Genomic DNA, 26,396 nt, shown 5'->3' with positions numbered 1-26,396 from the left:
CGGTCATTTTCCCGCCGCGGCAAGGGGTTTGCCGCGGCGGTTCCACGACAAGACGCGAGGCCGAACCATGAAAGGGATGTGGTCGCTGTTGTTGTGCCTGTGCACCGTCGCCGTCCCCGTTGCGGGCATGGCCGCGGAAAGCGTCCCCGACCCGGTCGAAACGCTGATGCGGGAGGCCCGCGTGACCGGCCTCGCGCTGGCCGTCATTCATGACGGCAAGGTGGCCGAGTTGAAGACCTACGGCCTGCGCGACGTCGAACGGAACCTGCCGCTGACGCCCGATACCACGATGTACGCCGCTTCGCTCACCAAGGGCGCATTCGCGTACGCGGTGATGGGGCTGGTGCGGGACGGGCGGCTGGATCTGGATCGCTCCATCGCCGACTACCTGCCCCGCCCGCTGCCGGAGTACGAGAAGTACGCCGATCTGGCCGGCGACGAACGCTGGCGGCGACTGACCCCACGCATGCTGCTGGCACATACCGCCGGCTTCCCGAATTTCCGGTTCTTCACTCCGCAAGGCTACGACGAACACGCGAAGCTGGCCTTCGCGTTCGACCCCGGCAGCCGTTTCGCCTACTCCGGCGAGGGCATCAACCTGCTGCAGTTCGTGATCGAGCATGGCCTGGGCGTCGATGTCGGCACGCTGATGCAGGAACGGGTGTTCGATCGCTTCGGCATGCGCGGAAGCGGCATGACCTGGCGCGACGCGTTCGCCGCCAACCTGGCGCAGGGCTACGACGAGGACGGGGAATCCCTCGGCCACAAGCAGCGCGGCGCGGTGCGGGCCGCCGGTTCGATGGATACCACCCTGCGCGATTTCGCGGCGTTCCTGGCCGGCCTGTCGCGCAACGAGGGGCTGGACGCCGGGACACGCGACGAATTGTTCGGCACGCAGGTGCGCATCGATTCGGTCCAGCAGTTCCCCACCCTGTCCACCGAGACCACCACCGACAACGCGGCGATCGAACTGGCCTACGGGCTCGGCTGGAGTGTGTACCGGACACAGGAAGGCCGAGCGTTCTTCAAGGGCGGGCACGACGACGGCACCCGCAACATCGCGGTGTGCGTGCGCGACGGGCGTGACTGCCTGCTGCTGATGAGCAACAGCTCCAATGCCGACAGCATTTTCCCCTATCTCATCGAGTACAAGCTGGGACCGGTCTGCTTTCCCTGGTACTGGCAAAGCTACCTGCCCTACGACCATCCTGAATTGCGCGCGCCGGATGCCAATGCGCAACCGCATCCCCCCTGCACCGGTTGGCCGCTGCCCGCCAAGGTTGCCTCCCGATGACCATTCGCCCACGCCGGGTCACACCCGCGAGCCCCGCGCGTCCTGATCTCCGGACGCATCCCGCGCCGCTCTTCCAGGACTTCCCATGAAACGCCGACTTCCGCTGCTGCTGTCCCTGCTCGTGCCCGGTTTGGCGATCGCCGGCGAGCCCATCGATTTCCACTACACCAACCCGCAGGTGCTGGCGGCCACCGATGCCAAGGCCGTCGGCGACGCCTGGTTCGCCCGCTGCGCGTCAGGCGGCCAGTTCGCGGACCTGGCGCGCGGCTACGCGCCGGATCCGCGCCTGACCCGCGAACAGCGCGAATCGGCCGAGAAGGGCTTCGATCGGGCCCGTTTCGAAAAAATCGCCCAATCCACCTATGACCGCGTGGTCGCCGATCTGCCGCAGGGCCGGCTGACGCTGTGCGTGGATTTCACCGCTCCGGACGACGCGTTCACGCGTGATCGCATGCAGGGCGTGATCGCGCTGACCGCCGGCAGCGGCAAAGTCGTCGTCAAGCTGCATCCACAGGCCGACTGGGCGAAGCTGCTGCCGTACGTGCTCGCGCACGAGCTCCATCACAGCTACTGGGCGCAGGAGCAGTTCCATCCGGATGCCGCGTTCACCCTCGCCGACTATCTGGTGTTCGAAGGCCGCGCCGATTACTACGCCAACCAGGTGTTCGGCGCGCACCCGGCGCCGTGGATCCACGCCCTGGACGACGCCCAGTACACCGCGACCCTGGCCGCGTTCCGTCCCAACCTGGGCGAGACCTCGCCGCAGGTATTGATGGGCTCGATGTTCGGGAATCCGCAGGCCGGTATCCCGATGTGGGCAGGCTACTCGGTGGGTTACCGCCTGGTCGCCGCGCGCCTGGACGGCAAGCCGCACGACTGGGCGGCGATCACCGGGATGAAAGCCGCCGAGTTCATTCCCGCGGCTGAATGATCCGGTCTGAAGATCCGGCCATATGACGCCACCGCGGCGGAGGCGGCTCAGCCGCCTCCGCCGCCCGGTTTGCCGTGGATGCCGCCCTTGGCGAGCACGGCCGGATCCAGCAGCGGCTTCAGCACTTTCTCCGGCAGGCCGGTGACCTCGCGCGCCACGTCGAGCACCGCGCGATTCTCCTTGTAGGCCTGCTTGGCGATGGCCGCGCCCTTCTCGTAGCCGATCACCGGGTTCAGCGCGGTCACCAGGATCGGATTGCGATCCAGTGCCCGCCTGATGTTGTCCTCACGCACCTTGAGTCCGTCGATGGCGGTATCGGCGAGCAGGCGCGACACATTCGCCAGCAGCTGGATCGAATCCAGCAGATTGGCCGCGATCAATGGCAGGGTCACGTTGAGCTGGAAGTTGCCGGTCTGCCCGGCCACCGTGATCGCGGTGTGGTGGCCCATCACCTGCGCGCACACCATCACGGTCGCTTCCGGAATCACCGGATTGACCTTGCCCGGCATGATCGAGCTGCCCGGCTGCAGGGCCGGCAGTTCGATCTCGCCCAGGCCGGCCAGCGGCCCGGCGTTCATCCAGCGCAGATCGTTGGCGATCTTGGTCAGCGCCACGGCCAGTGCACTGAGTTGGCCGGACAGTTCGACCGCGTCGTCCTGCGCCGCCAGCCCTTCGAACTTGTTGCCGGCGCTCTCGAACCGCACGCCGGTCTGCTTCGACAGCGCCTTCGCGACCCGCGCGCCGAAACGCGGATCGGCGTTGATGCCGGTGCCGATCGCGGTGCCGCCCAGCGGCAGCCGGCGCAGCCGCTTGAGGCTGTCGGCGATGCGCTCCTCGGCCGAGGCCAATTGCGCCGACCAGGCCGAGAACTCCTGGGCGAAGGTCAGCGGCATCGCGTCCATCAGGTGGGTGCGGCCGGTCTTGACGATCCTGCCGAGCGCCTTGCCACGTCGATCGATGGTCCGGCGCAGGTGTTTCACCGCCGGCAGCAGGTCTTCCAGCACGGCCAGTTGCGCGGAGACGCGGATGGCGGTGGGAATGACGTCGTTGGAACTCTGGCCCAGGTTGACGTGATCATTCGGATGCACTCCCTTGCGCCCGGCCTTGCCGGAACGGTTGGCGAGCGCGGCAATGACCTCGTTGGCATTCATGTTCGACGAGGTGCCCGAACCGGTCTGGTAGATGTCGATCGGGAAGTGCGCGTCGTGTTCGCCGGCAGCCACTTCCAGCGCGGCGGCACGGATGGCCCGCGCGGTGACCTGCGGCAACAGGTCCAGGCCGGCGTTGACCTCGGCGGCGGCGGCCTTGATCAGCCCCAGCGCGCGGATGAAGCCGCGCGGCATCGGCCGGCCTGAAATCGGGAAGTTCTGCACCGCGCGCTGGGTCTGCGCGCCCCAGAGGGCGTCGGCGGGCACCCGCAGCTCGCCCATGCTGTCCCGTTCCACCCGGGTCCGTTCGTCGCGGGCCGCACCCGCCTTGGTTTTCCTGCTCATCAGCGCCTCCTGTGGGGATGGTCTACGGCTGGCGCCGGGTGGTGGAACCGGCTGCTTGCGAGGGCCGCCAGCATACGCCAGGCCGGCCGGAGGCCGTCTCGCGGTAAACTAGAACGCTCCTTTTCAGCCCCACGCCCCCATGTCGGAATCCGCCCTGCTCGCCCTGTCCCCGCTCGATGGCCGCTACGCCGGCAAGGTCGACGCCCTGCGTCCCATCTTTTCCGAGTACGGGCTGATCCGGGCGCGGATCAAGGTGGAGGTCGAATGGCTGCTGGCGCTGGCCGCCGAGCCCGGCATCGTCGAACTGCCGGCCTTCTCCGACGCGGCGGCCACCCGCCTGCGCGCGCTGGCCGACGGTTTCTCGGTTGCCGACGCCGCCCGGGTCAAGGAGATCGAGCGCACCACCAACCATGACGTCAAGGCGGTGGAGTACTTCATCAAGGAGCGCCTGAAGGACGACGCCGAGCTCGCCCCGGCGCTGGAGTTCGTCCATTTCGCCTGCACCAGCGAGGACATCAACAACCTCAGCTACGGCCTGATGCTGGAACAGGCCCGCCGCGAGGTGCTGCTGCCGTCGCTGGACGCCGTCGCCGCCTCGCTGCGCGCGCTGGCCCACGCCCAGGCTGGCCAGCCGATGCTCTCGCGCACCCACGGCCAGACCGCCTCGCCGACCACCCTGGGCAAGGAAATCGCCAACGTGGTCGCACGCCTGGAACGCCAGCGCCGGCAGATCGCGGCGGTCGAGCTGACCGGCAAGGTCAACGGCGCGGTCGGCAACTACAATGCCCACGTCGCCAGCTATCCGGACGTGGATTGGCCGGCGTTCGCGCAGCGTTTCGTCGAGAGCCTGGGCCTGGTCTTCAATCCCTACACCACCCAGATCGAGCCGCACGACAACGTGGCCGAAATCGGCGACGCCGCACGCCGCGCCAACATCATCCTGATCGACCTGGCCCGCGACATCTGGGGCTACATCTCGCTGGGTTACTTCAAGCAGAAGCTCAAGGAAGGCGAAGTCGGCTCCTCGACCATGCCGCACAAGGTCAATCCAATCGACTTCGAGAATGCCGAAGGCAACTTCGGCCTGGCCAACGCGCTGTTCGAGCATTTCAGCGCCAAGCTGCCCATCAGCCGCTGGCAGCGCGACCTCACCGATTCCACCGTGCTGCGCGCGCTTGGCACCGCCTTTGGCCACAGCCAGGTGGCGCTGGACTCGCTGGCCAAGGGCCTGGGCAAGCTGGAAGTGAACCCGCAGCGTCTGGACGCCGACCTCGACGCGGCCTGGGAAGTGCTGGCTGAAGCCGTGCAGACGGTGATGCGCCGCCACGGCCTGCCCAATCCGTACGAACAGCTCAAGGCGCTGACCCGCGGCCAGGGCATCACCGCCGACTCGATGCGCGCCTTCATCGAATCGCTGGAACTGCCCGCCGACGCCAAGCAGCGCCTGCGCGAGATGACGCCGGGCAGCTACACCGGACTGGCCGAAACGCTGGCCCGGAAGATCTGAGGCCGCCGGATCCCGCACGCCGACTCCGCAGGACCGCTCCCATGCAACTGCTGATCAATCTCGACGTGCCGGATCTGGAAGCCGCCGAAGCGCTGTACCGGCAGGCGTTCGGCCTGACCACCGGACGCCGCTTCGGCGACGACGTGGTGGAACTGCTGGGCGCGCAGGCGCCCATCTACCTGATCCGCGCCGCCGCCGATACCGAGGGTGCTTCCGGCTCGCGCCGCCACTACGGCCGCCATTGGACGCCGGTGCACCTGGACGTGGTGGTCGAGGATCTGGATACCGCGCTGGCCACCGCCATCCAGGCCGGCCTCCAACCCGAAACCTCCATCCGCGAAGCCCGCTGGGGCCGCATCGTGCGCCTGGCCGATCCGTTCGGCCACGGCTGGTGCCTGTTGCAGTTCGTTGGCCGCGGTTACGACGAGATCGCCACATGAAGCCATTTCCGCCGAGGATATCCATCCCGGCCGCCGCGTTCCTGCTGCTGGCCGCCCTGCCCGCCGGCCGGGCCTGGGCGGACGATGCCCCCGCCTGCCCGGCCGAGCCGCGCTGGGACGACCCGGCCAGGCCGCTGCGCCTGCATGGCAATACCTGGTTCGTGGGCACCTGCGGCATCAGCGCGTTGCTGATCACCTCGCCGCAGGGGCATGTCCTCATCGACAGCGGCACCGCCGCGGGCGGGCGCCAGGTGCTGGCCAACATCCGCACGCTCGGATTCCGCCCGGAAGACGTGCGTGCCATCGTGATCTCGCACGAGCATTTCGATCATGTCGGCGGCCTGGCCGATCTGCAGCGCGCCACCGGCGCGCCGGTACTGGCGCGCGAACCGGCCGCCGCCACGCTGCGACGCGGCGCCAATGACCGCAGCGATCCCCAGTTCGGGCAACTCGAATCCTTCACTCCCGTCGCCGACGTACGCACCCTCGGCGACGGGGAAACCGTCACCGTCGGCCCGCTGTCGCTGAAATCCATCCCCACGCCGGGCCATACCCCGGGCGCGGCGTCCTGGACCTGGCGCTCCTGCGACGGCGGCGAATGCCGCCAGTTCGTCTATGCCGACAGTCTCTCCGCGTTCTCCACCGACCAGTACCGCTTCGGCGACGAGCAGGCCCATCCCGGTTACGTCGCCGCCTTCCGGCAGGCCCTGGTTCGGCTCGCCGCGCTGGACTGCGACATCCTGGTGACGCCGCATCCGTCCGCCAGCCGTCTGTGGTCGCGCGTCGGCCCCGGCGCCAACGAACCGCTCGCGAACACCAACGCCTGCCGCGCCTACGCGCAGTCCGCGCGCGAACGGCTGGACAAGCGCCTGGCCGAAGAAGCCGCCCCCGCTCCCGCAAACTCCCCACGCCCATGATCGAAGTCCACGCCACCGCCAAGCATTTCCTCGGCATGCCCGCCGCGCGTTTCCTCAGCGAGTACTGGCAGAAGAAGCCGCTGCTGATCCGCAACGCGTTCCTGCATTTTCAGTCGCCCATCCAGCCGGACGACCTGGCCGGACTGGCCTGCGAGGAAGGCGCGCTCTCGCGCATCGTCATGCACGATCGCGAACGCGACGCCTGGACCCTGCGCACCGGCCCGTTCCAGGAAGAGGAATTCCCCGGCATGCCGCACCACGACTGGACCCTGCTGGTGCAGGACGTGGACAAGTGGGATCCGGACGTGCGCGCGTTGCTGGCGCATTTCGATTTCCTGCCGCGTTGGCGGCTGGACGACATCATGATCAGCTTCGCCGCCACCGGCGGCTCGGTCGGCGCGCACGTGGATCAGTACGACGTGTTCCTGCTGCAGGCGCAGGGCCAGCGCCGCTGGCAGATCGACGCCGGCGAGAATCCGCCGCTCGGCTTCCGCGACGACGTCGAGCTCAAGCTGCTGCGCGAGTTCACGCCCACCCACGACTGGGTGCTGGATCCGGGCGACATGCTGTACCTGCCGCCGGCCGTGCCCCACCACGGCGTGGCGGTGAATCCGTGCCTGACCATCTCCGTGGGCATGCGCGCGCCCTCCTCGGCCGAACTGATCAGCGACTACCTCGACACCCTGGTCGCCGATGCCGACGACCGCCTGCGCTACCACGACGAGGACCTGGCGCCGCCGCGCGATCCCAACGAAATCGACGCCGCGGCGATGGCCCGCGTGGTCGAAGCGCTGAATGCGCTGCGGATGAACGATCCGGATCGCCTGGGCGACTGGTTCGGCCGTTTCATCACCACCTACCGTGCCGCCGGCGATGTCGCGCCCGCGCCGGAACAGCGCTCGCGGATCGAAATCGAATGGGATCTCGAACACGGCGCACGGCTGTACCGCCATCCGTTCTCGCGGCTGGCCTGGCGGCGCGCGCGCAAGGGCGCGACCCTGTTCTGTTCGGGCCACGACTACCCGATGCCGGTGGCGGACGCGCGCACCCTGGCCGCGGCGGAGACGCTTGACGGCCACGGCTACGCCGGCCTGTCGGCCACCGGTCGCGACGCGGTGATGGCGCTGCTCGCCCAGGGTCACTACCAGCTGGTGCTGGCCGGGGAAGAGGATTGAACACCGCCGGCTTCCGGGTCGAGCCGGTCGAGTACGCCCTGCAGCGGGACGACCTGCTGCGGGTGCGCGAGATGGTGTTCGTACAGGAACAACGGGTGCCGCTGGAAGAGGAACGCGACGCCATGGATCTGCTCTGCCGGCACGTACTGGCGCGCGATGACGCCGGCCGGCCCATCGGTACCGGGCGACTGACCCCGGAACACCGGATCGGCCGGATGGCGGTCCTGCGGGAATGGCGCGGGCGCGGCGTCGGCGACGCCCTGCTGGCCGCACTGCTGGCCGAGGCCCGCAAGCGCCACCTGCCGGAGCTGACCCTCAACGCCCAGGTCAGTGCCGAAGCCTTCTATGCCCGGCACGGCTTCGTACCCTACGGTCCACGGTTCCACGAGGCCGGAATCGAGCACCAGGCCATGCGCCGGCGCCTGGACGGCGCCACCGCCATCGAGGATCTGGCCGGGGCCAGGGCCACCCTGCTGGCCCTGGCCAGCGGCAGCCGGCGCCAGCTGCGGATCTACAGCCGGGACCTGGAGCCGGGCCTGTTCGACGCCCCGGAGGTGCTGGACGCCCTGCGCCGGCTGGCCACCCGCCCCGGCGCGGTGGAAGTCCAGATCCTGCTGCAGGACGCCGGCACTCCCCAGCGCCGGCAGGCACCGCTGCTGCCGCTGGCCCAGCGCCTGCCCAGCGTGTTCCTGTTCCGCGAAGTGCACGATCCGGTGGACCGCAACTATCCCTCGGCCTATGTCGTCAGCGACGCCGATGGCTACTACTTCCGCCCGCTGGGGCACCGTTTCGACGGCGAAGCGGACCTGGACGCGGCCGGCCGCGCGCGCCAGTTGCGCGAGGAATTCGCCCACGTGTGGGAACGCTCACGCCCCTGCACCGAGTATCGCGCGCTGGGACTGTAGCCTTCTCCTCGCGAGGTTGCGGAAATCCGCGGGAATCGCGTCGATTGTGTCCGGTTTGTCATCCGCGTGGCCCAGACTGCGCCTTTAGTCCAATACCTTTATGCCCCGTTCCCGCCTTGCGGGTATAATTTTGGGGTTGTCTTCCGCCCGCGCGGGCCCACATCGAATCCGCCGACCCCGTCCCTCCAAGACCATTCCGACAGCAAGCACCTCATCGCCATCGTGGACAATCTCCTGAAGCAGTTTGCGCAATCCTCGCAACTCAACGGAGGCAATGCCTCCTACGTCGAAGACCTGTACGAGCAATACCTGGTTGACCCGGACAGTGTGGGTCCCAAATGGAAGGCCTACTTCGACGGTTTCAAGGGCCGCGAGGCCGGTGACGTGCCCCACTCGGTGGTCATCGAGCAGATTGCCGCGGCCTCGCGCCAGGCGGCGAACAATGGCCATGTGGCGGCCCCGGCCGGTGGCGACGAGCGCGAGCGCAATGTCGGCCGCCTGATCACCGCCTACCGTTCGCGCGGCCACCTGGGCGCCAACCTGGATCCGCTGGGCCTGAGCCCGCCGATGAATCCGCCGGATCTCGGCCTGGCCTTCCATGACCTGTCCGACAAGGATCTGGACAGCGAATTCAGCACCGGCAACGTGGCCGGCCAGCCGCGCATGAAACTGCGCGACCTGCTGACCCGACTGAAGGCCGCCTACACCGGCTCGATCGGCGCCGAATTCATGCATATCTCCGAGGTCGAGCAGCGCCAGTGGCTGTACCAGCGGCTGGAAGCGGCCGCCGGCAACTATGGCCTGGACGCGGCGGCCAAGCAGCGCACCCTGGAGCGGCTGACCGCCGCCGAGGGTCTGGAGCGCTACCTGCACACCAAGTACGTCGGCCAGAAGCGCTTCTCGCTGGAAGGCGGCGATTCGCTGATCCCGCTGCTGGATACGCTCATCCACCGCGCCGGTGCCGGCTCGGTCAAGGACATCGTGGTCGGCATGGCCCACCGCGGCCGCCTCAACGTGCTGGTCAACACCCTGGGCAAGAGCCCGCGCAAGCTGTTCGACGAGTTCGAGGGCAAGTTCGAGCACGACAACAGCCTGGCCCATGCCGGCGACGTGAAGTACCACATGGGCTTCTCGGCCGACATCGCCACCCCGGGCGGTCCGGTCCACCTGGCGCTGGCCTTCAACCCCTCGCACCTGGAAATCGTCGATCCGGTCGTGGCCGGCAGCGTGCGTTCGCGCCAGGAGCGCCGCAACGACACCTCCCGCCAGGCGGTGCTGCCGATCATCATGCACGGCGACGCGGCGTTCGCCGGCCAGGGCGTAGTGATGGAACTGTTCCAGATGTCGCAGGCGCGCGGTTTCGCGGTCGGCGGCACCCTGCATGTCGTGATCAACAACCAGATCGGCTTCACCACCAGCGCCCGCGACGACGCCCGCTCCACCCTGTACTGCACCGACGTGGCCAAGATGATCGGCGCACCGGTGCTGCACGTGAACGGCGACGACCCGGAAGCGGTGGTGTTCTGCGCCAACCTGGCCTACGAGTTCCGCCAGCAGTTCAAGAAGGACGTGGTCATCGACCTGGTCTGCTATCGCCGCCATGGCCACAACGAGGCCGACGAGCCGGCGGCGACCCAGCCGCTGATGTACCAGACCATCCGCAAGCACCCGACCACCCGCGAGCTGTACGCGGCCAAGCTGGAAGGCGCCGGCGTGCTCCCCGCCGAAGGCGGCAAGGCGCTGGTCGATCAGTATCGCAACAAGCTGGATTCGGGCGAATACACCACCGAGCTGGCCAAGCAGAAGGGCGACGAACTGGCGATCGACTGGTCGAAGTACGTGTCCGGCAAGCTCAGCGATCCGGTCGACACCCAGGTCAAGCGCAAGGCGCTGGATTCGCTGGCCAAGATCATCAACACCATTCCCTCGGGCGTGTCGCTGCACCCGCGCGTGGCCAAGATCTATGAAGACCGCGCCAAGATGGCCGCCGGCGATCTGCCGGGCGACTGGGGCTTCGCCGAAAACCTGGCGTACGCCACCCTGCTGGCGGAAGGCAACGGCCTGCGCCTGGTCGGCCAGGATGCGGGCCGCGGCACCTTCTTCCATCGCCACGCGATCCTGCACGATCAGAAGACCGACAGCTATTTCCTGCCGCTGCGGCAGCTGGTGGAATCGCCGGAGCAGGCCACGATCATCGATTCGCTGCTCAGCGAAGAAGCGGTGATGGCGTTCGAATACGGCTTCTCCACCACCGATCCCAACACCCTGTGCATCTGGGAAGCGCAGTTCGGCGACTTCGCCAACGGCGCGCAGGTGGTGATCGACCAGTTCATCGCCGCCGGCGAGGCCAAGTGGGGACGCGTCAGCGGTCTGACCCTGCTGCTTCCGCACGGCTACGAAGGCCAGGGTCCCGAGCACAGCTCGGCCCGCCTGGAGCGCTTCCTGCAGTTGTGCGCGCTGGAGAACATGCTGGTCTGCGTGCCGACCACGCCTGCCCAGGCCTACCACATGCTGCGCCGGCAGATGCGCATGACCACCCGCAAGCCGCTGGTGGTGATGACGCCCAAGTCGCTGCTGCGTCACAAGCTGGCCGTCTCCACCCTGGACGAACTGGCCAACGGTGAGTTCCAGCACCTGATCCCGGACAAGGCCGCCGACCCGAAGAAGGTCAAGCGCGTCGTACTGTGCTCGGGCAAGGTCTACTACGACCTGCTGGAAGACCAGCAGAAGCGTGGCCAGGACGACGTCGCGCTGGTCCGCATCGAACAGCTGTATCCGTTCCCGCGTCCGCAGCTGGCCGCCGAGCTCAAGCGCTTCGGCAAGGCAACCGACGTGGTCTGGTGCCAGGAAGAGCCGCAGAACCAGGGCGCGTGGTACCAGATCCGCCACCATCTCAACGCCTGCCTGGGCGAGAAGCAGAGCCTGCACTACGCCGGCCGCCCGCGCTCGCCCTCGCCCGCTGCCGGTCATTTCGCCGAGCACGTCGAGGAACAGCTGAAGCTGGTCGCCGACGCGCTGGTCAACAAGTTCGAAAACGACGTGGTCGCCGAGTAAGCGGCGCCCGCATTCCATCCTTCAAAGCACGCCACCAAAAAAAACAGGACGCCTCCATCCATGGCCACTGAAGTCAAAGTTCCGGTTCTCCCCGAATCCGTCTCCGACGCCACCATTGCCACCTGGCACAAGAAGGTCGGTGACGCGGTCAAGCGCGATGAGAACCTCCTGGATCTGGAAACCGATAAGGTCGTGCTGGAAGTGCCGTCCCCGGTCGACGGCGTGATCAAGGAAATCAAGTTCAAGGAAGGCGACACCGTGACCAGCCAGCAGTTGCTGGCGATCATCGAGGAAGGCGCGGTCGCCGCCGCGCCGGCTCCGGCCGCCGAGGCCCCCAAGGCCGAAGCACCGAAGGCCGAGGCTCCCGCTGCCGCCGCTGCCGCACCGGCGCCGGCCGCCAAGTCCGCTCCGGCCCCGGCCGCCGCCGGCGTCGAAAGCCTGCCGCCCGGCGCCCGCTTCACCGCCGTCACCCAGGGCATCGATCCGGCGCAGGTGGAAGGCACCGGCCGCCGCGGCGCGGTGACCAAGGAAGACCTGGTCAACTACGCCAGCGGCAAGACCGCCGGCGTGTCCGGCGGCGCACGTCCGGAAGAGCGCGTGCCGATGACCCGCATCCGCGCCCGCATCGCCGAGCGCCTGATGCAGTCCAAGAACTCCATCGCCATGCTGACCTCGTTCAACGAGGTCAACCTGGGCAAGGTCATGGCGATGCGCAAGGAACTGGGCGAATCGTTCGAGAAGGCCAACGGCATCAAGCTGGGCTTCATGAGCTTCTTCGCCAAGGCCGCCGCCAACGCGCTTCAGCGCCATCCGGTGGTCAACGCCTCGGTCGACGGCAACGACATCATCTACCACGGCTACGCCGACATCTCGATCGCCGTGTCCACCGACAAGGGCCTGGTCACGCCGGTGCTGCGCAACGTCGAGCGCCAGAGCTTCGCCGACATCGAAAAGGGCATCGCCGACTACGCCAAGAAGGCGCGTGACGGCAAGCTGGGCCTGGAGGATCTGCAGGGCGGCACCTTCACCATCACCAACGGCGGCACCTTCGGTTCGCTGATGTCCACCCCGATCGTCAACCCGCCGCAGAGCGCCATCCTCGGCATGCACGCGATCAAGGAACGCGCCATCGTCGAGAACGGCCAGGTCGTGGCCGCGCCGATGATGTACATCGCGCTGTCCTACGATCACCGCATCATCGACGGCAAGGACGCGGTGCTGTTCCTGGTCGACATCAAGAACCAGCTGGAAAATCCGCACCGCATGCTGCTTGGCATGTAAGCGCCGGGATTGGGAATTCGTGATTCGGGATTCGCAGGAGCGACAAGCGCCTGCTTCCGCTTTCGACGAATCCCCACTCCCCAATCCCGAATCCCATTGAGCGAATGAAATGAGCGAACAATTCGACGTCGTCGTCATCGGTGCCGGTCCCGCCGGCTATCACGCCGCCATCCGCGCCGCGCAGCTGGGCATGAAGGTCGCCTGCATCGATGCCGCGCTGGGCAAGGACGGCAAGCCGGCCCTGGGCGGCACCTGCCTGCGCGTGGGCTGCGTGCCCTCCAAGGCGCTGCTGGACAGCTCGCGCCAGTTCTACAACCTGCAGCACCTGTTCGGCGAGCACGGCATCAGCACCAAGGACGCCAAGATCGACGTCGCCACGATGGTGGGCCGCAAGGACAAGATCGTTAAGCAGTTCACCGGCGGCATCGCGATGCTGTTCAAGGCCAACAAGATCACCCCGTTCTACGGCTTCGGCCAGCTGCAGCCGGGCAACGTGGTCAAGGTCAAGCAGCATGACGGCAGCGAAGTCGAGCTCAAGGGCACCAACGTGATTCTGGCGGCCGGTTCGGATTCCATCGAACTGCCGTTCGCCAAGTTCGACAACGAATACATCGTCGACAACGTCGGCGCGCTCGACTTCACCGCCGTGCCCAAGCGGCTGGCCGTGATCGGCGCCGGCGTGATCGGCCTGGAACTGGGCAGCGTGTGGAAGCGCCTGGGCGCCGAAGTCACCATCCTGGAAGCCCTCCCCGATTTCCTCGCCGTCGCCGATGCCGAAGTGGCCAAGACCGCGGCGCGCGAATTCAAGAAGCAGGGCCTGGATATCCGCCTCGGCGCCAAGGTCAGCAAGACCGAAATCACCGGCAAGGGCAAGACCAAGGAAGTCGTGGTCACCTACACCGATGCGGAAGGCGAGAAGACCCTGACCGTGGACAAGCTGCTGGTGGCCGTTGGCCGCCGCGCCGCTACCAAGGGCGTGCTGGCCGACGGTACCGGCGTGAAGCTCAACGAGCGCGGCCAGATCGAGGTCGACGATCATTGCCACACCGGCGTCGACGGCGTCTGGGCGATCGGCGACTGCGTGCGCGGCCCGATGCTGGCGCACAAGGGTTTCGAGGAAGGCATCGCGGTGGCCGAACTGATCGCCGGCCTGCCCGGCCACGTCAACTTCGACACCGTGCCGTGGGTCATCTACACCGAACCGGAAATCGCCTGGGTCGGCAAGACCGAGCAGCAGCTCAAGGCCGAAGGCACCCCGTACAAGACCGGCAGCTTCCCGTTCGCCGCGATTGCCCGTGCCGTCGCGATGGGCGAGCCGGCCGGCTTCGTCAAGGTCATCGCCCACGCGGAAACCGATCGCGTGCTGGGCCTGCACCTGGTCGGCGTCGGCGTGTCGGAACTGGTGCACGAAGGTGTGCTGACCATGGAGTTCAACGGCTCGGCCGACGACCTGGCCCGCATCTGCCACGCCCATCCGACCCTGTCCGAGGCCATCCACGACGCCGCCATGGCGGTGGACAAGCGTTCGATCCACAAGGCCAATTGATGAGAGCCGGGATTCGGGGATGGGGATTGGGGATTCGCCGAGCGCATTCCCTCACCTGACCGAATCCCAATGCGGACGCCGGGCATTGCTCGGCGTTTGCTTTTTACGAATCCCCCATCCCGAATCACGAATCCCATGCGCAGTATCTGTGTCTATTGCGGCTCCAACGCCGGCAGCAAGCCCCTCTACGCCGAACGCGCGGTCGCGCTGGGTGATCGCATCGCCCGCGAGGGACTGCAACTGGTCTATGGCGGCGGCAACGTCGGCCTGATGGGCATCGTCGCCGACGCGGTGCTGGCCGGTGGTGGCGAAGTGGTTGGCGTGATTCCGGAGCAACTGGTCAACTGGGAAGTCGCGCACAAGGGCGTGACCCGGCTGGAAGTGGTCGCCAACATGCACGAGCGCAAGAAGCGCATGTTCGACCTGTCCGACGCCTTCGTCGCCCTGCCCGGCGGCTTCGGCACCTTGGACGAGATGTTCGAAATGCTGACCTGGCGCCAGCTCGGCATCGGCGACAAGCCCTGCGCCTTCCTGGACGTCGATGGCTTCTATGCGCCGCTGATGGGCATGATCGACCGCATGGTCGAAGAGCGCTTCCTGCACCCGGATCAGCGCGAGGACCTGTGGCACGGCGAGGACCTCGGCGCGATGTTCGACTGGATGAAGGCCTACCAGCCGGCCCAGGCGTCGAAATGGATGGACGAGAAGCGGCGCAAGTCGCTGCGCTGAGGCGCCCCCCGGGAACGGATTCCCTGCGTCTGCCTCCTGGCCAGCCGACCGCGGGGAACGCTCCACATCGGCGTGACATCCCACCTGCCCGGACGCATCTGGCAGCACAAACACGCTCAGGTTGACGGCTTCACCCGCCGCTGCCGGGTCCATACTTTGGTCTGGTACGAAGTCCACGGCACGATGGAATCTGCCATCCTGCGGGAAAAGCATTGAAGGCCTGGAAGCGGATCTGGAAGATCCAGCTCATCGAGGGTGCCAACGCCGGGTGGCGGGATTTGTATCCGGACATCCTCCCATCCACCCGTCCAGATTTCCGGAACCGGAGCGTCCCCACATGACCCTGCCCACCTCGTTCAACGCCTTCCGCATCCATAACGACGATCGCGGCTACCGCAGCGGCATCGAATCGATTTCGCTGGACGATCTGAATCCCGGCGAGGTGGTGATCAAGACCGCGTACTCCTCGGTGAACTTCAAGGATGCGCTGGCCGGCACCGGCGAAGGCAAGATCCTGCGGCGGTTCCCGCTGGTCGGCGGCATCGACGTGGCCGGGCACGTGGTGGCCTCCACCGATCCGGCGTTTCATGAGGGCGACGAGGTGCTGGTGACCGGCTGCGGCCTCAGCGAAACCCGCGACGGTGGCTACGGTGAATACGCCCGGCTGGAAGCAAAGTGGGTGATTCCCTTGCCCAAGGGACTGAGCCTGCGCGAAAGCATGATCCTGGGCACCGCCGGCTTCACCGCCGCGCTGGCCCTGTACCGAATGCGGGACAACCGGCAGACGCCGGATCTGGGACCACTGGCGGTCACCGGCGCGACCGGCGGCGTGGGCACGCTGGCGGTGAACATCTTCAGCCGCGCCGGCTACGAGGTGCACGCCATCAGCGGCAAGCCAGAACACGCGGACTTCCTGAAATCGCTCGGCGCCACCGAGGTACTGGGACGCGATGCGCTGGCCACCCGGCGGCCGATGGAATCGGCGCGTTTCGGCGGAGGACTGGACAACGTGGGCGGAGCGATGCTGGCCAGCCTGCTGGCGCAGACCGTGCCCTACGGCAATGTCGCCAGCGCGGGCCTGGCCGCGACCGCCGAACTGGACATCACGGTCATGCCGTTCATCATCCGGGGCGTATCGCTCGTCGGCGTGGCTTCGGCCGGCACCGCGCGCGCCATCCGGGACGACATCTGGCGGCATTTGGCCGACGACTGGAAACCGGCCCGCCTGGAGGCCATCTGCACCCGCGAAACCACGCTGGAAGGGCTGCCGGATGTGTTCAGGAACATGCTTTCCGGGGGTTCGTTCGGCCGTACCCTGGTCACTTTCTGAGGCCGTCGGGGTCCGCCCGACGGCGTGTCCGGGAACGCCCCCGTTTCTTTCTCCCGGGCCCGCTCCTACAATCGGTGCGGGGATAATTTGGGGACACTCGGGGAACTCCATGGCACGCATTCTGATCGTCGACGATTCACCTTCGCAGTTGCTGGGCATCCAGCGCATCGTCGAAAAACTGGGGCACGAGTCCCTCACCGCCGAGGACGGCGCCGCGGGCGTGGAAGTGGCCAAGCGCGAGCTGCCGGACATGGTGCTGATGGACGTGGTGATGCCGAACCTCAACGGGTTCCAGGCCACCCGCACGCTGAGCCGCGAGGCCAGCACCAAGCACATCCCGGTGATCCTGGTGACCACCAAGGACCAGGACACCGACCGCATGTGGGGCCTGCGCCAGGGCGCCAAGGCCTACCTGACCAAGCCGTTCTCCGAGGACGAACTGGCCGAGGTCATCGAGCGCGTGTTCAACGCGCGCGAACTGCCGGAACCGCCCGCGGCCTGATTCGCCCGCATTCAAACGTGATGAAGAAAAGCAGGCCACGGCCTGCTTTTCTTTATTTGGGGGATGCGCGCATCCGTCTCATCTTGTGGGAGCGACGTCAGTCGCGATAGGCGACCGACTGGCAATCCGCGAATCGCGACTGACGTCGCTCCCACAAGAGGTTGCTACGGCTTCTCGCCGAAAGCCCGGGCCAGATCGCGATAGGCTTCCTGCTGCTCCTCGCTGGTGGCGCGCGGCGCGGTGATTTCCAGTTCGACGATTTGATCGCCCGCCGGATTGCCCGGCAGTCCACGGCCGCGCAGGCGCAGCTTGCGCCCGGCTTCCGAGTCCGGCGGAATCTTCACCTCGACCTCGCCGCCCAGGGTCGGCACGGTCATCGAGGCGCCCAGCGCCGCCTGCCAGGGCGCCACCGGCAGCACATAGATGATGTTGCGGCCATCGACCTCGAATTGCGGGTGCGCGGCGTACTCGATTTCCAGCAGCAGATTGCCGCCGCTGCCACCCTGCCCGGCCAGGCGGATGACCTGGCCCGGCTTGATGCCCTTGGGCACCTTGACTTCGAGCTGACGGCCATTGACGTTCACCCGCACGCTGCCGCCGTCGTGGACCGCCTGCAACGGCACCGCCAGCTTGGCGCGCGAGTCGCGCGGCGCGTGCGGTCCCCGCGCCTGCGCGCCGTCAGCGCGTCCACGCCGTCCGAAAAGACCCTCGAAGAAGTCGCTGAAGCCACCGCCACCGCCGGTGCTGCCGAAAACCTCGTCGAAGTCGAAATTCTGCCCGCCATAACCGCCCTGGCCGAAATCCGGCGGCGGCCGGAACTCTTCGCCCGGGCGGTAGCCGCGCGCGCGCAACTGGTCATAGGCCGCGCGCTTCTGCGGATCCCGCAGCGCCTCGTAGGCCTCGTTGACCGCCTTGAACTGATCTTCCGCGCCGGCTTCCTTGCTGACGTCGGGATGGTACTTGCGCGCCAGCCGCCGGTACGCCGTCTTGATCTCGGCGTCGCCGGCGGTCGGTTCAACGCCCAGTACCGCGTAGTAATCCTTGAATTGCATCGGGTCTCCATTGGAAAACCGCGCCGGCCGGCCACCGGCTGGACACGGAGGCCCGCGAAGCGGGCGCCACGCGTCAATTCTAGCGGCTGTCGCGCCGCTTGCCGGGCCCGGCGGCCTTCGGCTCCGGACACGAATGCCTGCCCGTGGCCGCCATGGGCCATCACACTCTTTTCAGGCACGTAACGTCCCCATCGACCGGGCGGGCTAAACTCCATTCAGCCTTCCTCACCAGGACCCGACCATGACCATCCAGATTGGCGAACAAATCCCCGAAGTCATCCTCAAGCGCATCCGCGAGGGCGTCGAGACCATCGACACCCGCGCGCTGTTCGAGGGCCGCAAGGCCGTGCTGTTCGCGGTGCCCGGCGCGTTCACCCCGACCTGTTCGGAAAAGCACCTGCCCAGCTTCGTCCAGCACTTCGAGGATTTCCGCAAGCGCGGCATCGAAGTGTTCTGCGTGTCGGTCAACGATCCGTTCGTCATGCAGGCATGGGGCAAGACCCAGCACGTGCCCGACGGCCTGCAGATGCTCGCCGACGGCAATGCCGACCTGGTCAAGGCGCTCGGCCTGGAGATGGACGCCAGCAGCTACGGCATGGGCATCCGCGCGCGCCGCTTCGCGCTCTATGCCGAGGACGGCGTGGTCCGCAACCTCTTCATCGAGGCGCCCGGCGAATACAAGGTGTCCTCGGCCGAACACGTGCTGGCGAACATCTGAGCAGGGGCTGGCGCGCCTGTGTAAACGGCACGCCGGCCATCCTCATCGCAATATCGAGAAACTCAACCGCGTCCACGCACCGCTGTCGGCCAGCGCCGTCAGCGTGTGCTGGCCCGGTTCCTCGAAGTCGCGCACGAACGGGCGCGCGCCCTGGGTCTCGGCGATCCACTTTCCGTCCAGCAGCCATTGCACGCGGGCTTCGGTGCCGAGCGCGCGCAACTGCAGGCGCACGCCGTGTTCGCTGCCCGGCGCGCGCGCCAGGGTGGCGCGGTCGTTGATGCCATCGATGCGCAGTTCTTCCGCTGCTTCGCGGCCATCGTCCACGCAATCCGGCGACAGTGCCGGCAGGCGCGATTGCGCGCGGGTCTGCGCGCCCAGCCACGGCGAGGCCAGCGCCGGCCAGCGGGCGATGCGTCGGGTCTGCGATGCATGCGGGCGCGCGCATTCGGCGGACAGGCGCAGGCCGGTTGTCGCGTCCACCTCGAACACTTCGGTACCCGCGCTCCAGCGGCGCGCGTCGCGCTCGGCCAGGGTGGGCGGCGTCGCGCCATCGAGCGTCCATGCCTTCATCCGTCGCTGGCACAGTTCCGGCGCGTCGGCTTCCGGCGGCAGGCCCAGCGGCCAGCAGATCTCGGTTTCGGCGACGTTCGCCGGTGGCGGCGAGGCGGCGGCGTCACCGCGCGCGCGCGGCAGGCTGTCGATGATCTCGAACATCAGCGGCAACGCGGTGACCGCGCCGTATTGTCCCGGCAACGGCGTACCGTCCGGCCTGCCGACCCACACGCCGACGGTATGGCGGCGCGTGCTGCCCAGCGCCCACGCATCGCGGAAGCCGTAGCTGGTGCCGGTCTTCCACGCCACCCGCGGACGCATCGCGGTGTCGAACGCGCCCTGCCCGTAGCCGGGCCGCGGATGCGATTCCAGGATCTCGCGGATGATCCATGCCGCGCCGGGCGACACCAGCCGGCGGTCCTCGCGCACATCCAGCGGCGTGTAGCGCACCCGCCCCGCCAGGCCGCCGCGGTTGAATGCCGCGAACGCACCGACCAGATCTTCCAGGCGCGCACCGGTACCGCCAAGAATCAGCGCGAGGTTCGGTGATGCGCCGCGCGGATACTTCAAGGCGATGCCGGCATTGGCCAGGCGCGCGGAAAAACGCGCCGGCCCGACCCGGTCCAGCAGATCCACCGCCGGCACGTTGAGCGACAGCCGCAGGGCTTCCGCCGCACCGATCGGACCGTTGAAGGCGGCGTCGAAGTTGCCGGGCCGATACCCGCCGAATGACTGCGGCGCATCGACCAGCAGGCTTTCGGAATGGATCAGGCCGTCATCCAGCGCCAGTCCGTACAGGAACGGCTTGAGGGTCGATCCCGGCGAACGCCACGCCTGCACCATGTCGACGTGGCCCAGGCGTTCCTTGTCGCCGAACGTCACCGAACCGACGTAGGCGCGCGCTTCCATGCTGGCGTTGTCGATCACCAGCAGCGCCGCCGAGGTACGTGCCGGCAGTTGCGAGAAGTAGGCCGCCACCCGCTCCTCCAGGGTGCGTTGCAGGTCGGCGTCCACGGTCGATTCGATGCGCGCCGCGCGCGGTTGCCGCTGGCGCAGGCGCTCGGCGAGCAACGCCGCCGACAGCGGTGGCTGCAGGGAACGCGCCACCACCGGTTCGATCCGCGCTTCCTCCACCTGCGCCGGTGTCCACACGCCCAGCGCCACCATCCGCGCGAGTACCTTGTCGCGCGCCGCGCGCGCGGCATCGGGGTGGCGATCCGGACGCAGGCGGCTGGGCGATTGCGGCAACACCGCCAGCAGTGCGGCCTCGGCCTGTGACAGGCGGGTGGCCGGCTTGCCGAGGTAGGCCCAGCTGGCCGCCTCCACGCCTTCGATGGTGCCGCCGAACGGCGCACGCTCCAGGTACAACGACAGGATCTCGCGCTTGGACAGGTGCGCTTCCAGTTGCAGCGCGCGCAGCAACTGCTTGAGCTTGCCCCAGGGCGTGCGCGAATGCGGATCCAGGATCCGCGCCACCTGCATGGTCAGGGTCGAGCCGCCGGACACGATCCGTCCGCGCCGCAACCATTGCCCGCCCGCCCGCAGCATCGCCCAGGGATTGACGCCGGGATGCTTCCAGAACCAGCGGTCCTCGTAGTTCAGCAGCGCGTCCAGGTACAGCGGCGACACGCTATCCGGCGTGGCCGGATAGCGCCAGACACCGTCACGATCGGCGAACGCGCGCAGCGGCGTGCCGTCGCGCGCGACCACCAGGGTGCTGGTGTCGCGCGCCTTCGGCAGTGGCGGCGGAAACAGCAGGTCCAGCAACAGCAATGACGACAGCACCCCCACCGCGCCCCAGCGCAGCACGGCCGGCCAGCGCAGCGCGCGCAAGCGCCGCCATGCGCGTTGCCAGCGGGACATCCTCGAACCAACCATCAGTCACGTATCACGTCAGTGGCCACATCCGCACCGCACATGGGCGGGCTGCCACCGCATCCACGGTCTCGGCCCTCCTCCCGTCCCGGGGAGCAGGGAACCGGCGTCGCTCGAGTCCCGACTCCCCATTCCCGACTCCCGCCCTACGGCTGCACGACGGTGATTGTTCCCACCTTCGAGCGACCCACGCCACGGATGTCCGGCCGGTACATGTCCTCGACCAGCGGCGGCGGCACGGTGTAGGTACCGGGCGTGACCGCGCGCACCAGGTAGAACACCTTGGCGGTGTCGCCGCTGTCCAGCTTCAGCGCGGCCACGTAGCGATCATCGCGAAACTCCTCGTGCTTCACGTCCGCCGCGCTGCCGCGATCGCTGACGCTGATGCCGTCGACCACCACGTCGGCCCATTGCTTGGCGTCACCCAGGTTGAAATTCTCAATCTCCAGGCCGGCGGGCAGCAGATCGGTGAACAGCGCGTCGGGCATGCTCGCATGCGGGGTGATGCTGACCCGGACGATCAGCGCCTCGCCCTCCTTCAGCGTGCCGCCGTTCCACTCCTTGCCGTCGGTGGTGTAGTAGCGCCGTTCGATGCCGATCTGGCGTTCGTCGGCGGCCGGCGGCGTGCGCGGGATGCCGCTGACATCCAGGCTGGCGTACAGCGGCGGCTGGCCTTCCGGCACGAAACGCGCGCCGCGCGCCAGCGCCGCGTGATCCAGGCTGCGGCCGAACACCTTGCCCGGCGCGACGGTTTCGCTTTCGCCACCCAGGGTCCAGGTACCGGACACCAGCTTCTTCTGATCCACCATCAATGCCTTGCCCAGGCGCGCCAGCGCGACCTGCTCCTGCGTGCTCAGCCACAGCCAGCCGCTGTTGCGGCGGGCATCCAGTTCGCGGCCCAGCGACACCGCGCGGCGGTCGTACTCCGGCTTGGACAGCTTGCGCTCGTGGACCAGCGCGATCATCAACGCGTCATCGCGCAGGCGGGTGCCGTAGTCGCCCAGGTAGTCGGGGCGATCACCATTTTTGGCGAAACCCTCGGCAATCGCCTTCGCGCCACGCGTCTTGTCGCCCTGCAGCGATAGTGCCAGGCCCAGGTGCACCAGCGGCAGTCCGGTCAGGCTCTTGTTGCGCTCGTTGTCGTACAGCGCGCGCAGCGTGCCCAGCGGCGCGCGATTGACCCGCGCCAGCGCGTAGCCGGCATAGGCCTGGTTGGCGAACTTGAGGTGATCGCGCTGCGAGTAGCCGTAGAACTGCGCGCCGCCGGCCAGCAGATCCTCGTTGAGGCGGTTGAGCGCCTTCTGCAGGACGTTGTCCGGCACGGCGAAGCCGCCTTCGCGCGCATCCAGCAGGAACTCGACCACGTACGGGGTCAGGCCCGGATTGACGTAGCCGTCGTCGCCCCACATCGAGAAATGGCCGTTGGCGACCTGCATCGAGGCCAGCCGGCCGAACGCGCCTTCCATGCGTTCGCGCCGCTTCTTCGCATCCAGCCCGCCGACGCCCAGCGACTTGGCGGTGGCATCATCCAGCTCCAGTGCCGCATAGCCCTTGCTGGTGGTCTGCTCGGCGCAGCCGTAGGGATACTCGAGCGCGCCTTGCAGGGCGCTGGCGAAGGGAATCGGCGGCAGCGCGCTGACCAGCATCCGCGCATTGACCGAGCCGGCCATCAACCCGTCGGCCAGTCCGGCCCCCATTTCCACCGGCGCCATGCTGTCCAGCACCAGCGTGCGCGAGCGCAGCACCGCCGGCCAGCCGGCGCGCACCGGCAGGTCGTAGCGGCGATCGACCTTGAAGCCGTTGCCGTCCACCCGCACGCGCACCTTGGCGGTGGTGTAGCCCTCGCCCGCGGTGATCGGGAAGCTCAGGGTGGTCTTGGCGTCGGTCGACAGTTTCGCGCTGCGCGCGGATTCGCCGATCGACAGCGGGCCCTCGCCGTCCACCCGCACGCTGAATTCACCCGGCTTGCCGGTGAAGTTCTGCACGTCCAGGGTCACCATGCTGCGATCGCCCGGCGCCAGCACGCGCGGCAGGCTGGCTTCGGCCACGATCGGCGCGCGCACCAGCGTCTCGCGATCGCGGTTGCCGTAGCGCTCGTCCGAATACACCAGCGCCGACACCCGCAGGGTACCGTTGAAGTCGGGCACCTTCAGGCGGATGCGCGCGTTGCCCTTGGCGTCCAGCTTCACCGGACCGGCGAACAGGTCCACGGTCTGCACCCGCGAGGTCGGCCGCTTGGCCTGCGGCAACGCGGTCAGCGCCATGTCGCCGCCGAAGCGGATCTTGGCGCTACCGCCTTCGAAGCTCTCGATCACGCGCCCGTAGATGTCGTACGCGTCCACGCCGAGACGGCGCTGGGCGAAGAACTGCGCGTTCGCGTCCGGCACCGGGAAGCGGGTGATGTTGAGGATGCCCACGTCCACCGCCGAGACGGTGACATGCGCGGCCTTGCCGGCCAGTTCGGGCACACTGACCGTCACCGGCAGCTCCTGCTCCGGGCGCATCTGCTTGGGCACGGCCAGGCCGACGGCGACGCGGCGCGCCTTGCGATCCATCGGCACGTGGGCCACGCCGACCGCGCGCGCCGGGGTGATCTTGCTCGGTGCGGATCCGCCGCGGAACACCAGCGCGGTGATGTAGACGTCGTGCCGCTCCCAGTCCTGGGTGACCGGAATGGAGAAGCGGCTGCCGGGCTTGGCATCGATCTCCTGCACGTACAGCATGCGATCGGCCTCGACCATCAGCAGGCCCTTGCCGGGGTGCGGTGGCGTCAGCGTCACCTGCAAGGTGTCACCGGCCTTGTAGCCGGTCTTGTCCAGCGCCAGCTTGACCTTGTCCGGTCGCGCATCCAGCCCGCGGTTCTGATCGTCCCAGCTCCAGCCGGCGCGGAACGGATAGCGGGTGGTCAGGCCGGACGCCGGATCGAATACGTCCAGCCGGTACTCGCCCCACTCCACCGGATAGTCGATGCGCGCGGCGGTGGCGCCGGCATCGATCACCTTGGTTTCCAGGTTCTCGAAGCGGCGGGTGAAATCGTAGTCCCAGCCGCCATCCTCGTCGTAGTTCCAGTGATAGTCGCGGTGCTCGCGCACCAGCGTCGCCTTCAGGCCCTTGCCGGGCTGAGGCTTGCCGGCGGCATCCACCCGCATGATCTCGAAGCCGGCGTTGCTGTTGGCATCGGCGCCGTCCTTGTCGTCGAACAGCGGACGCACGCCGACCAGCGCGTTGGCCGGCCACATGACGCGCTTCAGGGTGCGCGTCACCGTGCGGCCACCGGTCTCGTAGACACTGCCCGAAACCACCGCCGCGACCGGCGTCACCGGCTTGACCTCGGCCGGCAGCGCGATCGCCTCGCGATAGACGCCCTTGTCATCGAACTTGGCATCGACGACGTCCTTGGCTTCCTTCGGCAACTCCACGGTGGGGTCGCCGAAGAAGTAGCCCGGCAGCGCTTCCACCGGATGCTGTTCCACCGCCACCGCCAATCGCGCGGTGAAGCGGTTGCCCGCCGCCGGCGCGCCATACAGGTATGCCGCCGTGGCCTGCAGTTGCAGCGGTTGTCCAGGCTTGAGCGTGGCCTGCCCGGTGCTGTCCAGATCCAGTTTCATCCGCTCGGGCAGGAATTCCTCGATCCGCAGGGTCATGCCCTGCACCGCTTCCTTGCTGGCCGGATCGGTACGGAACTCCACCTGCCAGCGACCGGTCGGCGCTTCCTGCGGGATGACCTGCTCGAAGTTGAAGTAGCCTTGCTCGCCCGGTTGCAGGCGGGTCTCGCGGAAGGTCTTGCCGTCGGGTTGTTTCAGCCGCAGGAAGATTGGCTGGGCCTTGACCGGACGGCCGTCGAAGTCGCGCAACAGGGCCGAAAGGCGCACGGTTTCGCCGGGACGATACAGGTCGCGGCCGGACCAGGCGAACACGTCGAACCAGGCCTGCTCCCGGCCGGCCACCGCGAATTCGGACAGGTCCAGCGCCGGCTGGTTGAACGGCAGCATCGATACGTCCTGGCCGCGCCGGGCGATCAGCACGTGGCCCGCATCCAGCGTGTACTTCAGCAGGGCATTGCCATTGCTGTCGGTCTTGCCGGTCAGGAAGGTCTCGCCCTTGGCGTCCAGCACCCGCAGTTCGACCCCGCCCACGGCGGCGCCATCGCGCAGCGATGCGGTGTGGACGAACAATTTATCCTTGTAGGCACGCGTATGCAGGCCCAGGTCGCTGACGGTGAAGAACGCGGTCTCGAAATCGCCGGCGAACTTGCCGGTGCGCTTCATCACCGCGAAATACAGGCCCGGCTCCTGCAGTTCCTTGATGTCCTGGATCGGCAGGTAGGTCAGCAGGCGCTCGTTCGGCTTGCCACCGAGCAGGAAGCGATTGACGTAGACCGGCTCGGCCAGCTGCGCGATCGGCGTGCTGTCGCCGTAATCGCTGTCCAGATCCCAGCTGCCGCGACGGCCGCCGCGCTGGTATTCGGAGAAGAACTTCGGCAACGATTTCTCGTTGACCCGCAGGAACTCGACATCGACTTCCTTGACGTTGATCGAGACCACCGGCAGGCCACGGCTCTCGCGCGCCGGCAGCACGCTGCCCTGCGAGGCGAAGCCCACCGCCGGATCCAGTTCGCCGGTGTGCACGCGCTGCTTGAGTTCCTTGCCCAGGCGGCTGCCATCGGCGGCCAGCAGGTCCGCGCGCACGATCACGTCGTAGTCCTTGGCCGCCTCCACCGACGGGAAGCGCAGGATCCTGCCCTTGTCGTCCAGCACCCAGCTGCCCTTGACGGTTTCGCCGTTGGCGCCGGCCACCGCCAGCAACTGGTCGAAGTCCTGCGAGCTCACCAGCGGTCGGCTGAACTCCAACGCGATCGCCAGGCTGCCGTCGTGCTGATCCGGATAGGCGCTGGCCAGCCCGAAGCCGACCACCTCCTGCCGCTGCGCCTGCACCGCCTCGCCGCTGGCCTCAGGCAGTTGCCCGGTGTCGTTGCGCTTGCATCCGGCCAGCGCGCCTAGCGCCAACAGGCCGACGAAGAGTGCGCGCAGGCCGAAGGCACGCGCGCCGCGGAAGGAAGGAGCCAACGATTCCATGTGCATGTCCCTGATCCGGT

19 protein-coding genes are annotated in these 26,396 nt (G+C 67.8%); 15 read left to right on the top strand and 4 right to left on the bottom strand.

Annotated elements, in window-relative coordinates:
- Positions 1-67 precede the first annotated feature (67 nt).
- Together IB228_RS05020 and IB228_RS05015 are read left to right on the top strand one after the other, a co-directional pair.
- Positions 68-1,294 (top strand): serine hydrolase domain-containing protein, encoded by a 1,227-nt coding sequence (locus tag IB228_RS05020; protein WP_225562224.1) that lies wholly within the window; start codon positions 68-70, stop codon positions 1,292-1,294.
- Between the two features lie 85 nt (positions 1,295-1,379).
- A complete protein-coding gene (locus IB228_RS05015) occupies positions 1,380-2,225 on the top strand; it encodes a DUF2268 domain-containing putative Zn-dependent protease (protein WP_192197725.1) in 846 nt (281 codons plus the stop codon).
- A gap of 47 nt (positions 2,226-2,272) precedes the next feature.
- Here the strand turns inward: IB228_RS05015 and IB228_RS05010 are convergent, their stop codons facing one another.
- Positions 2,273-3,718 (bottom strand): class II fumarate hydratase, encoded by a 1,446-nt coding sequence (locus IB228_RS05010; protein WP_192197724.1) that lies wholly within the window; start codon positions 3,716-3,718, stop codon positions 2,273-2,275.
- Between the two features lie 139 nt (positions 3,719-3,857).
- Here IB228_RS05010 and purB point away from each other — a divergent pair, with 139 nt between their 5' ends.
- The 12 genes from purB (at position 3,858) to pilH (ending at position 17,104) form a co-directional block, all read left to right on the top strand.
- Entirely contained in the window at positions 3,858-5,225 is a 1,368-nt protein-coding gene (gene purB / locus IB228_RS05005) for an adenylosuccinate lyase (protein ID WP_192197723.1), read from the top strand.
- 41 nt (positions 5,226-5,266) lie between these two features.
- Positions 5,267-5,665, top strand: coding sequence for a VOC family protein (locus IB228_RS05000; RefSeq protein WP_192197722.1), 399 nt, complete (start codon positions 5,267-5,269; stop codon positions 5,663-5,665).
- Positions 5,662-6,582 (top strand): subclass B3 metallo-beta-lactamase, encoded by a 921-nt coding sequence (gene bla / locus IB228_RS04995; RefSeq protein WP_192197721.1) that lies wholly within the window; start codon positions 5,662-5,664, stop codon positions 6,580-6,582. Before IB228_RS05000 ends, bla begins: the two co-directional genes overlap by 4 nt.
- Entirely contained in the window at positions 6,579-7,757 is a 1,179-nt protein-coding gene (locus IB228_RS04990; RefSeq protein ID WP_192197720.1) for a cupin domain-containing protein, read from the top strand. Before bla ends, IB228_RS04990 begins: the two co-directional genes overlap by 4 nt.
- 38 nt (positions 7,758-7,795) lie before the next feature.
- The gene (locus IB228_RS04985; protein WP_225562288.1) at positions 7,796-8,662 is read left to right on the top strand and encodes a GNAT family N-acetyltransferase; all 867 of its coding nucleotides are present in this window, start codon (positions 7,796-7,798) and stop codon (positions 8,660-8,662) included.
- Between the two features lie 222 nt (positions 8,663-8,884).
- On the top strand, positions 8,885-11,716 hold the full coding sequence (locus IB228_RS04980) for a 2-oxoglutarate dehydrogenase E1 component (protein WP_192197719.1): 2,832 nt from the start codon (positions 8,885-8,887) through the stop codon (positions 11,714-11,716).
- A gap of 60 nt (positions 11,717-11,776) precedes the next feature.
- Entirely contained in the window at positions 11,777-12,997 is a 1,221-nt protein-coding gene (gene sucB, locus IB228_RS04975) for a dihydrolipoyllysine-residue succinyltransferase (RefSeq protein WP_192197718.1), read from the top strand.
- A gap of 109 nt (positions 12,998-13,106) precedes the next feature.
- Positions 13,107-14,543, top strand: a complete 1,437-nt coding sequence (gene lpdA, locus IB228_RS04970) for a dihydrolipoyl dehydrogenase (protein WP_192197717.1) — start codon at positions 13,107-13,109, stop codon at positions 14,541-14,543.
- Positions 14,544-14,678: 135 nt separating this feature from the next.
- Positions 14,679-15,272, top strand: coding sequence for a TIGR00730 family Rossman fold protein (locus IB228_RS04965; RefSeq protein ID WP_183641826.1), 594 nt, complete (start codon positions 14,679-14,681; stop codon positions 15,270-15,272).
- A gap of 72 nt (positions 15,273-15,344) precedes the next feature.
- Positions 15,345-15,488, top strand: coding sequence for a hypothetical protein (locus tag IB228_RS20045; protein ID WP_343205571.1), 144 nt, complete (start codon positions 15,345-15,347; stop codon positions 15,486-15,488).
- Positions 15,489-15,609: 121 nt separating this feature from the next.
- Positions 15,610-16,602 (top strand): YhdH/YhfP family quinone oxidoreductase, encoded by a 993-nt coding sequence (locus IB228_RS04960; protein ID WP_183641828.1) that lies wholly within the window; start codon positions 15,610-15,612, stop codon positions 16,600-16,602.
- A gap of 109 nt (positions 16,603-16,711) precedes the next feature.
- Positions 16,712-17,104: a twitching motility response regulator PilH gene (pilH, locus tag IB228_RS04955; RefSeq protein WP_141453090.1), complete on the top strand. Its 393-nt coding sequence runs from the start codon at positions 16,712-16,714 to the stop codon at positions 17,102-17,104.
- Positions 17,105-17,268: 164 nt separating this feature from the next.
- Here pilH and IB228_RS04950 read toward each other — a convergent pair whose 3' ends face one another.
- On the bottom strand, positions 17,269-18,156 hold the full coding sequence (locus IB228_RS04950) for a DnaJ C-terminal domain-containing protein (RefSeq protein ID WP_192197716.1): 888 nt from the start codon (positions 18,154-18,156) through the stop codon (positions 17,269-17,271).
- Between the two features lie 241 nt (positions 18,157-18,397).
- On the opposite strand from IB228_RS04950, the gene IB228_RS04945 reads away from it, so the two are divergent.
- Positions 18,398-18,874, top strand: a complete 477-nt coding sequence (locus IB228_RS04945) for a peroxiredoxin (RefSeq protein WP_192197715.1) — start codon at positions 18,398-18,400, stop codon at positions 18,872-18,874.
- Between the two features lie 42 nt (positions 18,875-18,916).
- On the opposite strand, the gene pbpC is transcribed toward IB228_RS04945, so the two are convergent.
- Positions 18,917-21,289 carry a penicillin-binding protein 1C gene (gene pbpC / locus IB228_RS04940; protein ID WP_225562223.1) on the bottom strand — a complete coding sequence of 791 codons (2,373 nt, stop codon included), beginning with the start codon at positions 21,287-21,289 and terminating at the stop codon, positions 18,917-18,919.
- Positions 21,290-21,447: 158 nt separating this feature from the next.
- Positions 21,448-26,382, bottom strand: coding sequence for an alpha-2-macroglobulin (locus tag IB228_RS04935; RefSeq protein ID WP_192197713.1), 4,935 nt, complete (start codon positions 26,380-26,382; stop codon positions 21,448-21,450).
- Between the last annotated feature and the right edge of the window lie 14 nt (positions 26,383-26,396).

The sequence above is a fragment of the Pseudoxanthomonas sp. PXM04 genome (assembly GCF_014851695.1).
GTDB classification, from domain to species: domain Bacteria; phylum Pseudomonadota; class Gammaproteobacteria; order Xanthomonadales; family Xanthomonadaceae; genus Pseudoxanthomonas_A; species Pseudoxanthomonas_A beigongshangi.
This window is presented reverse-complemented; position numbering and strand designations above follow the sequence as displayed.

What these genes read in the sequence shown, in the direction of transcription:
- IB228_RS05015 (WP_192197725.1), top strand. Translation starts at nt 1,380, where the DNA reads ATGAAACGCCGACTTCCGCTGCTGCTGTCCCTGCTCGTGCCCGGTTTG.
- IB228_RS04945 (WP_192197715.1), top strand. Translation starts at nt 18,398, where the DNA reads ATGACCATCCAGATTGGCGAACAAATCCCCGAAGTCATCCTCAAGCGC.
- pbpC (WP_225562223.1), bottom strand. Translation starts at nt 21,289, where the DNA reads ATGTCCCGCTGGCAACGCGCATGGCGGCGCTTGCGCGCGCTGCGCTGG.
- lpdA (WP_192197717.1), top strand. Translation starts at nt 13,107, where the DNA reads ATGAGCGAACAATTCGACGTCGTCGTCATCGGTGCCGGTCCCGCCGGC.
- IB228_RS05010 (WP_192197724.1), bottom strand. Translation starts at nt 3,718, where the DNA reads ATGAGCAGGAAAACCAAGGCGGGTGCGGCCCGCGACGAACGGACCCGG.
- pilH (WP_141453090.1), top strand. Translation starts at nt 16,712, where the DNA reads ATGGCACGCATTCTGATCGTCGACGATTCACCTTCGCAGTTGCTGGGC.
- IB228_RS04935 (WP_192197713.1), bottom strand. Translation starts at nt 26,382, where the DNA reads ATGCACATGGAATCGTTGGCTCCTTCCTTCCGCGGCGCGCGTGCCTTC.
- bla (WP_192197721.1), top strand. Translation starts at nt 5,662, where the DNA reads ATGAAGCCATTTCCGCCGAGGATATCCATCCCGGCCGCCGCGTTCCTG.
- purB (WP_192197723.1), top strand. Translation starts at nt 3,858, where the DNA reads ATGTCGGAATCCGCCCTGCTCGCCCTGTCCCCGCTCGATGGCCGCTAC.
- IB228_RS05020 (WP_225562224.1), top strand. Translation starts at nt 68, where the DNA reads ATGAAAGGGATGTGGTCGCTGTTGTTGTGCCTGTGCACCGTCGCCGTC.
- IB228_RS05000 (WP_192197722.1), top strand. Translation starts at nt 5,267, where the DNA reads ATGCAACTGCTGATCAATCTCGACGTGCCGGATCTGGAAGCCGCCGAA.
- sucB (WP_192197718.1), top strand. Translation starts at nt 11,777, where the DNA reads ATGGCCACTGAAGTCAAAGTTCCGGTTCTCCCCGAATCCGTCTCCGAC.
- IB228_RS04965 (WP_183641826.1), top strand. Translation starts at nt 14,679, where the DNA reads ATGCGCAGTATCTGTGTCTATTGCGGCTCCAACGCCGGCAGCAAGCCC.
- IB228_RS04950 (WP_192197716.1), bottom strand. Translation starts at nt 18,156, where the DNA reads ATGCAATTCAAGGATTACTACGCGGTACTGGGCGTTGAACCGACCGCC.
- IB228_RS04990 (WP_192197720.1), top strand. Translation starts at nt 6,579, where the DNA reads ATGATCGAAGTCCACGCCACCGCCAAGCATTTCCTCGGCATGCCCGCC.
- IB228_RS04960 (WP_183641828.1), top strand. Translation starts at nt 15,610, where the DNA reads ATGACCCTGCCCACCTCGTTCAACGCCTTCCGCATCCATAACGACGAT.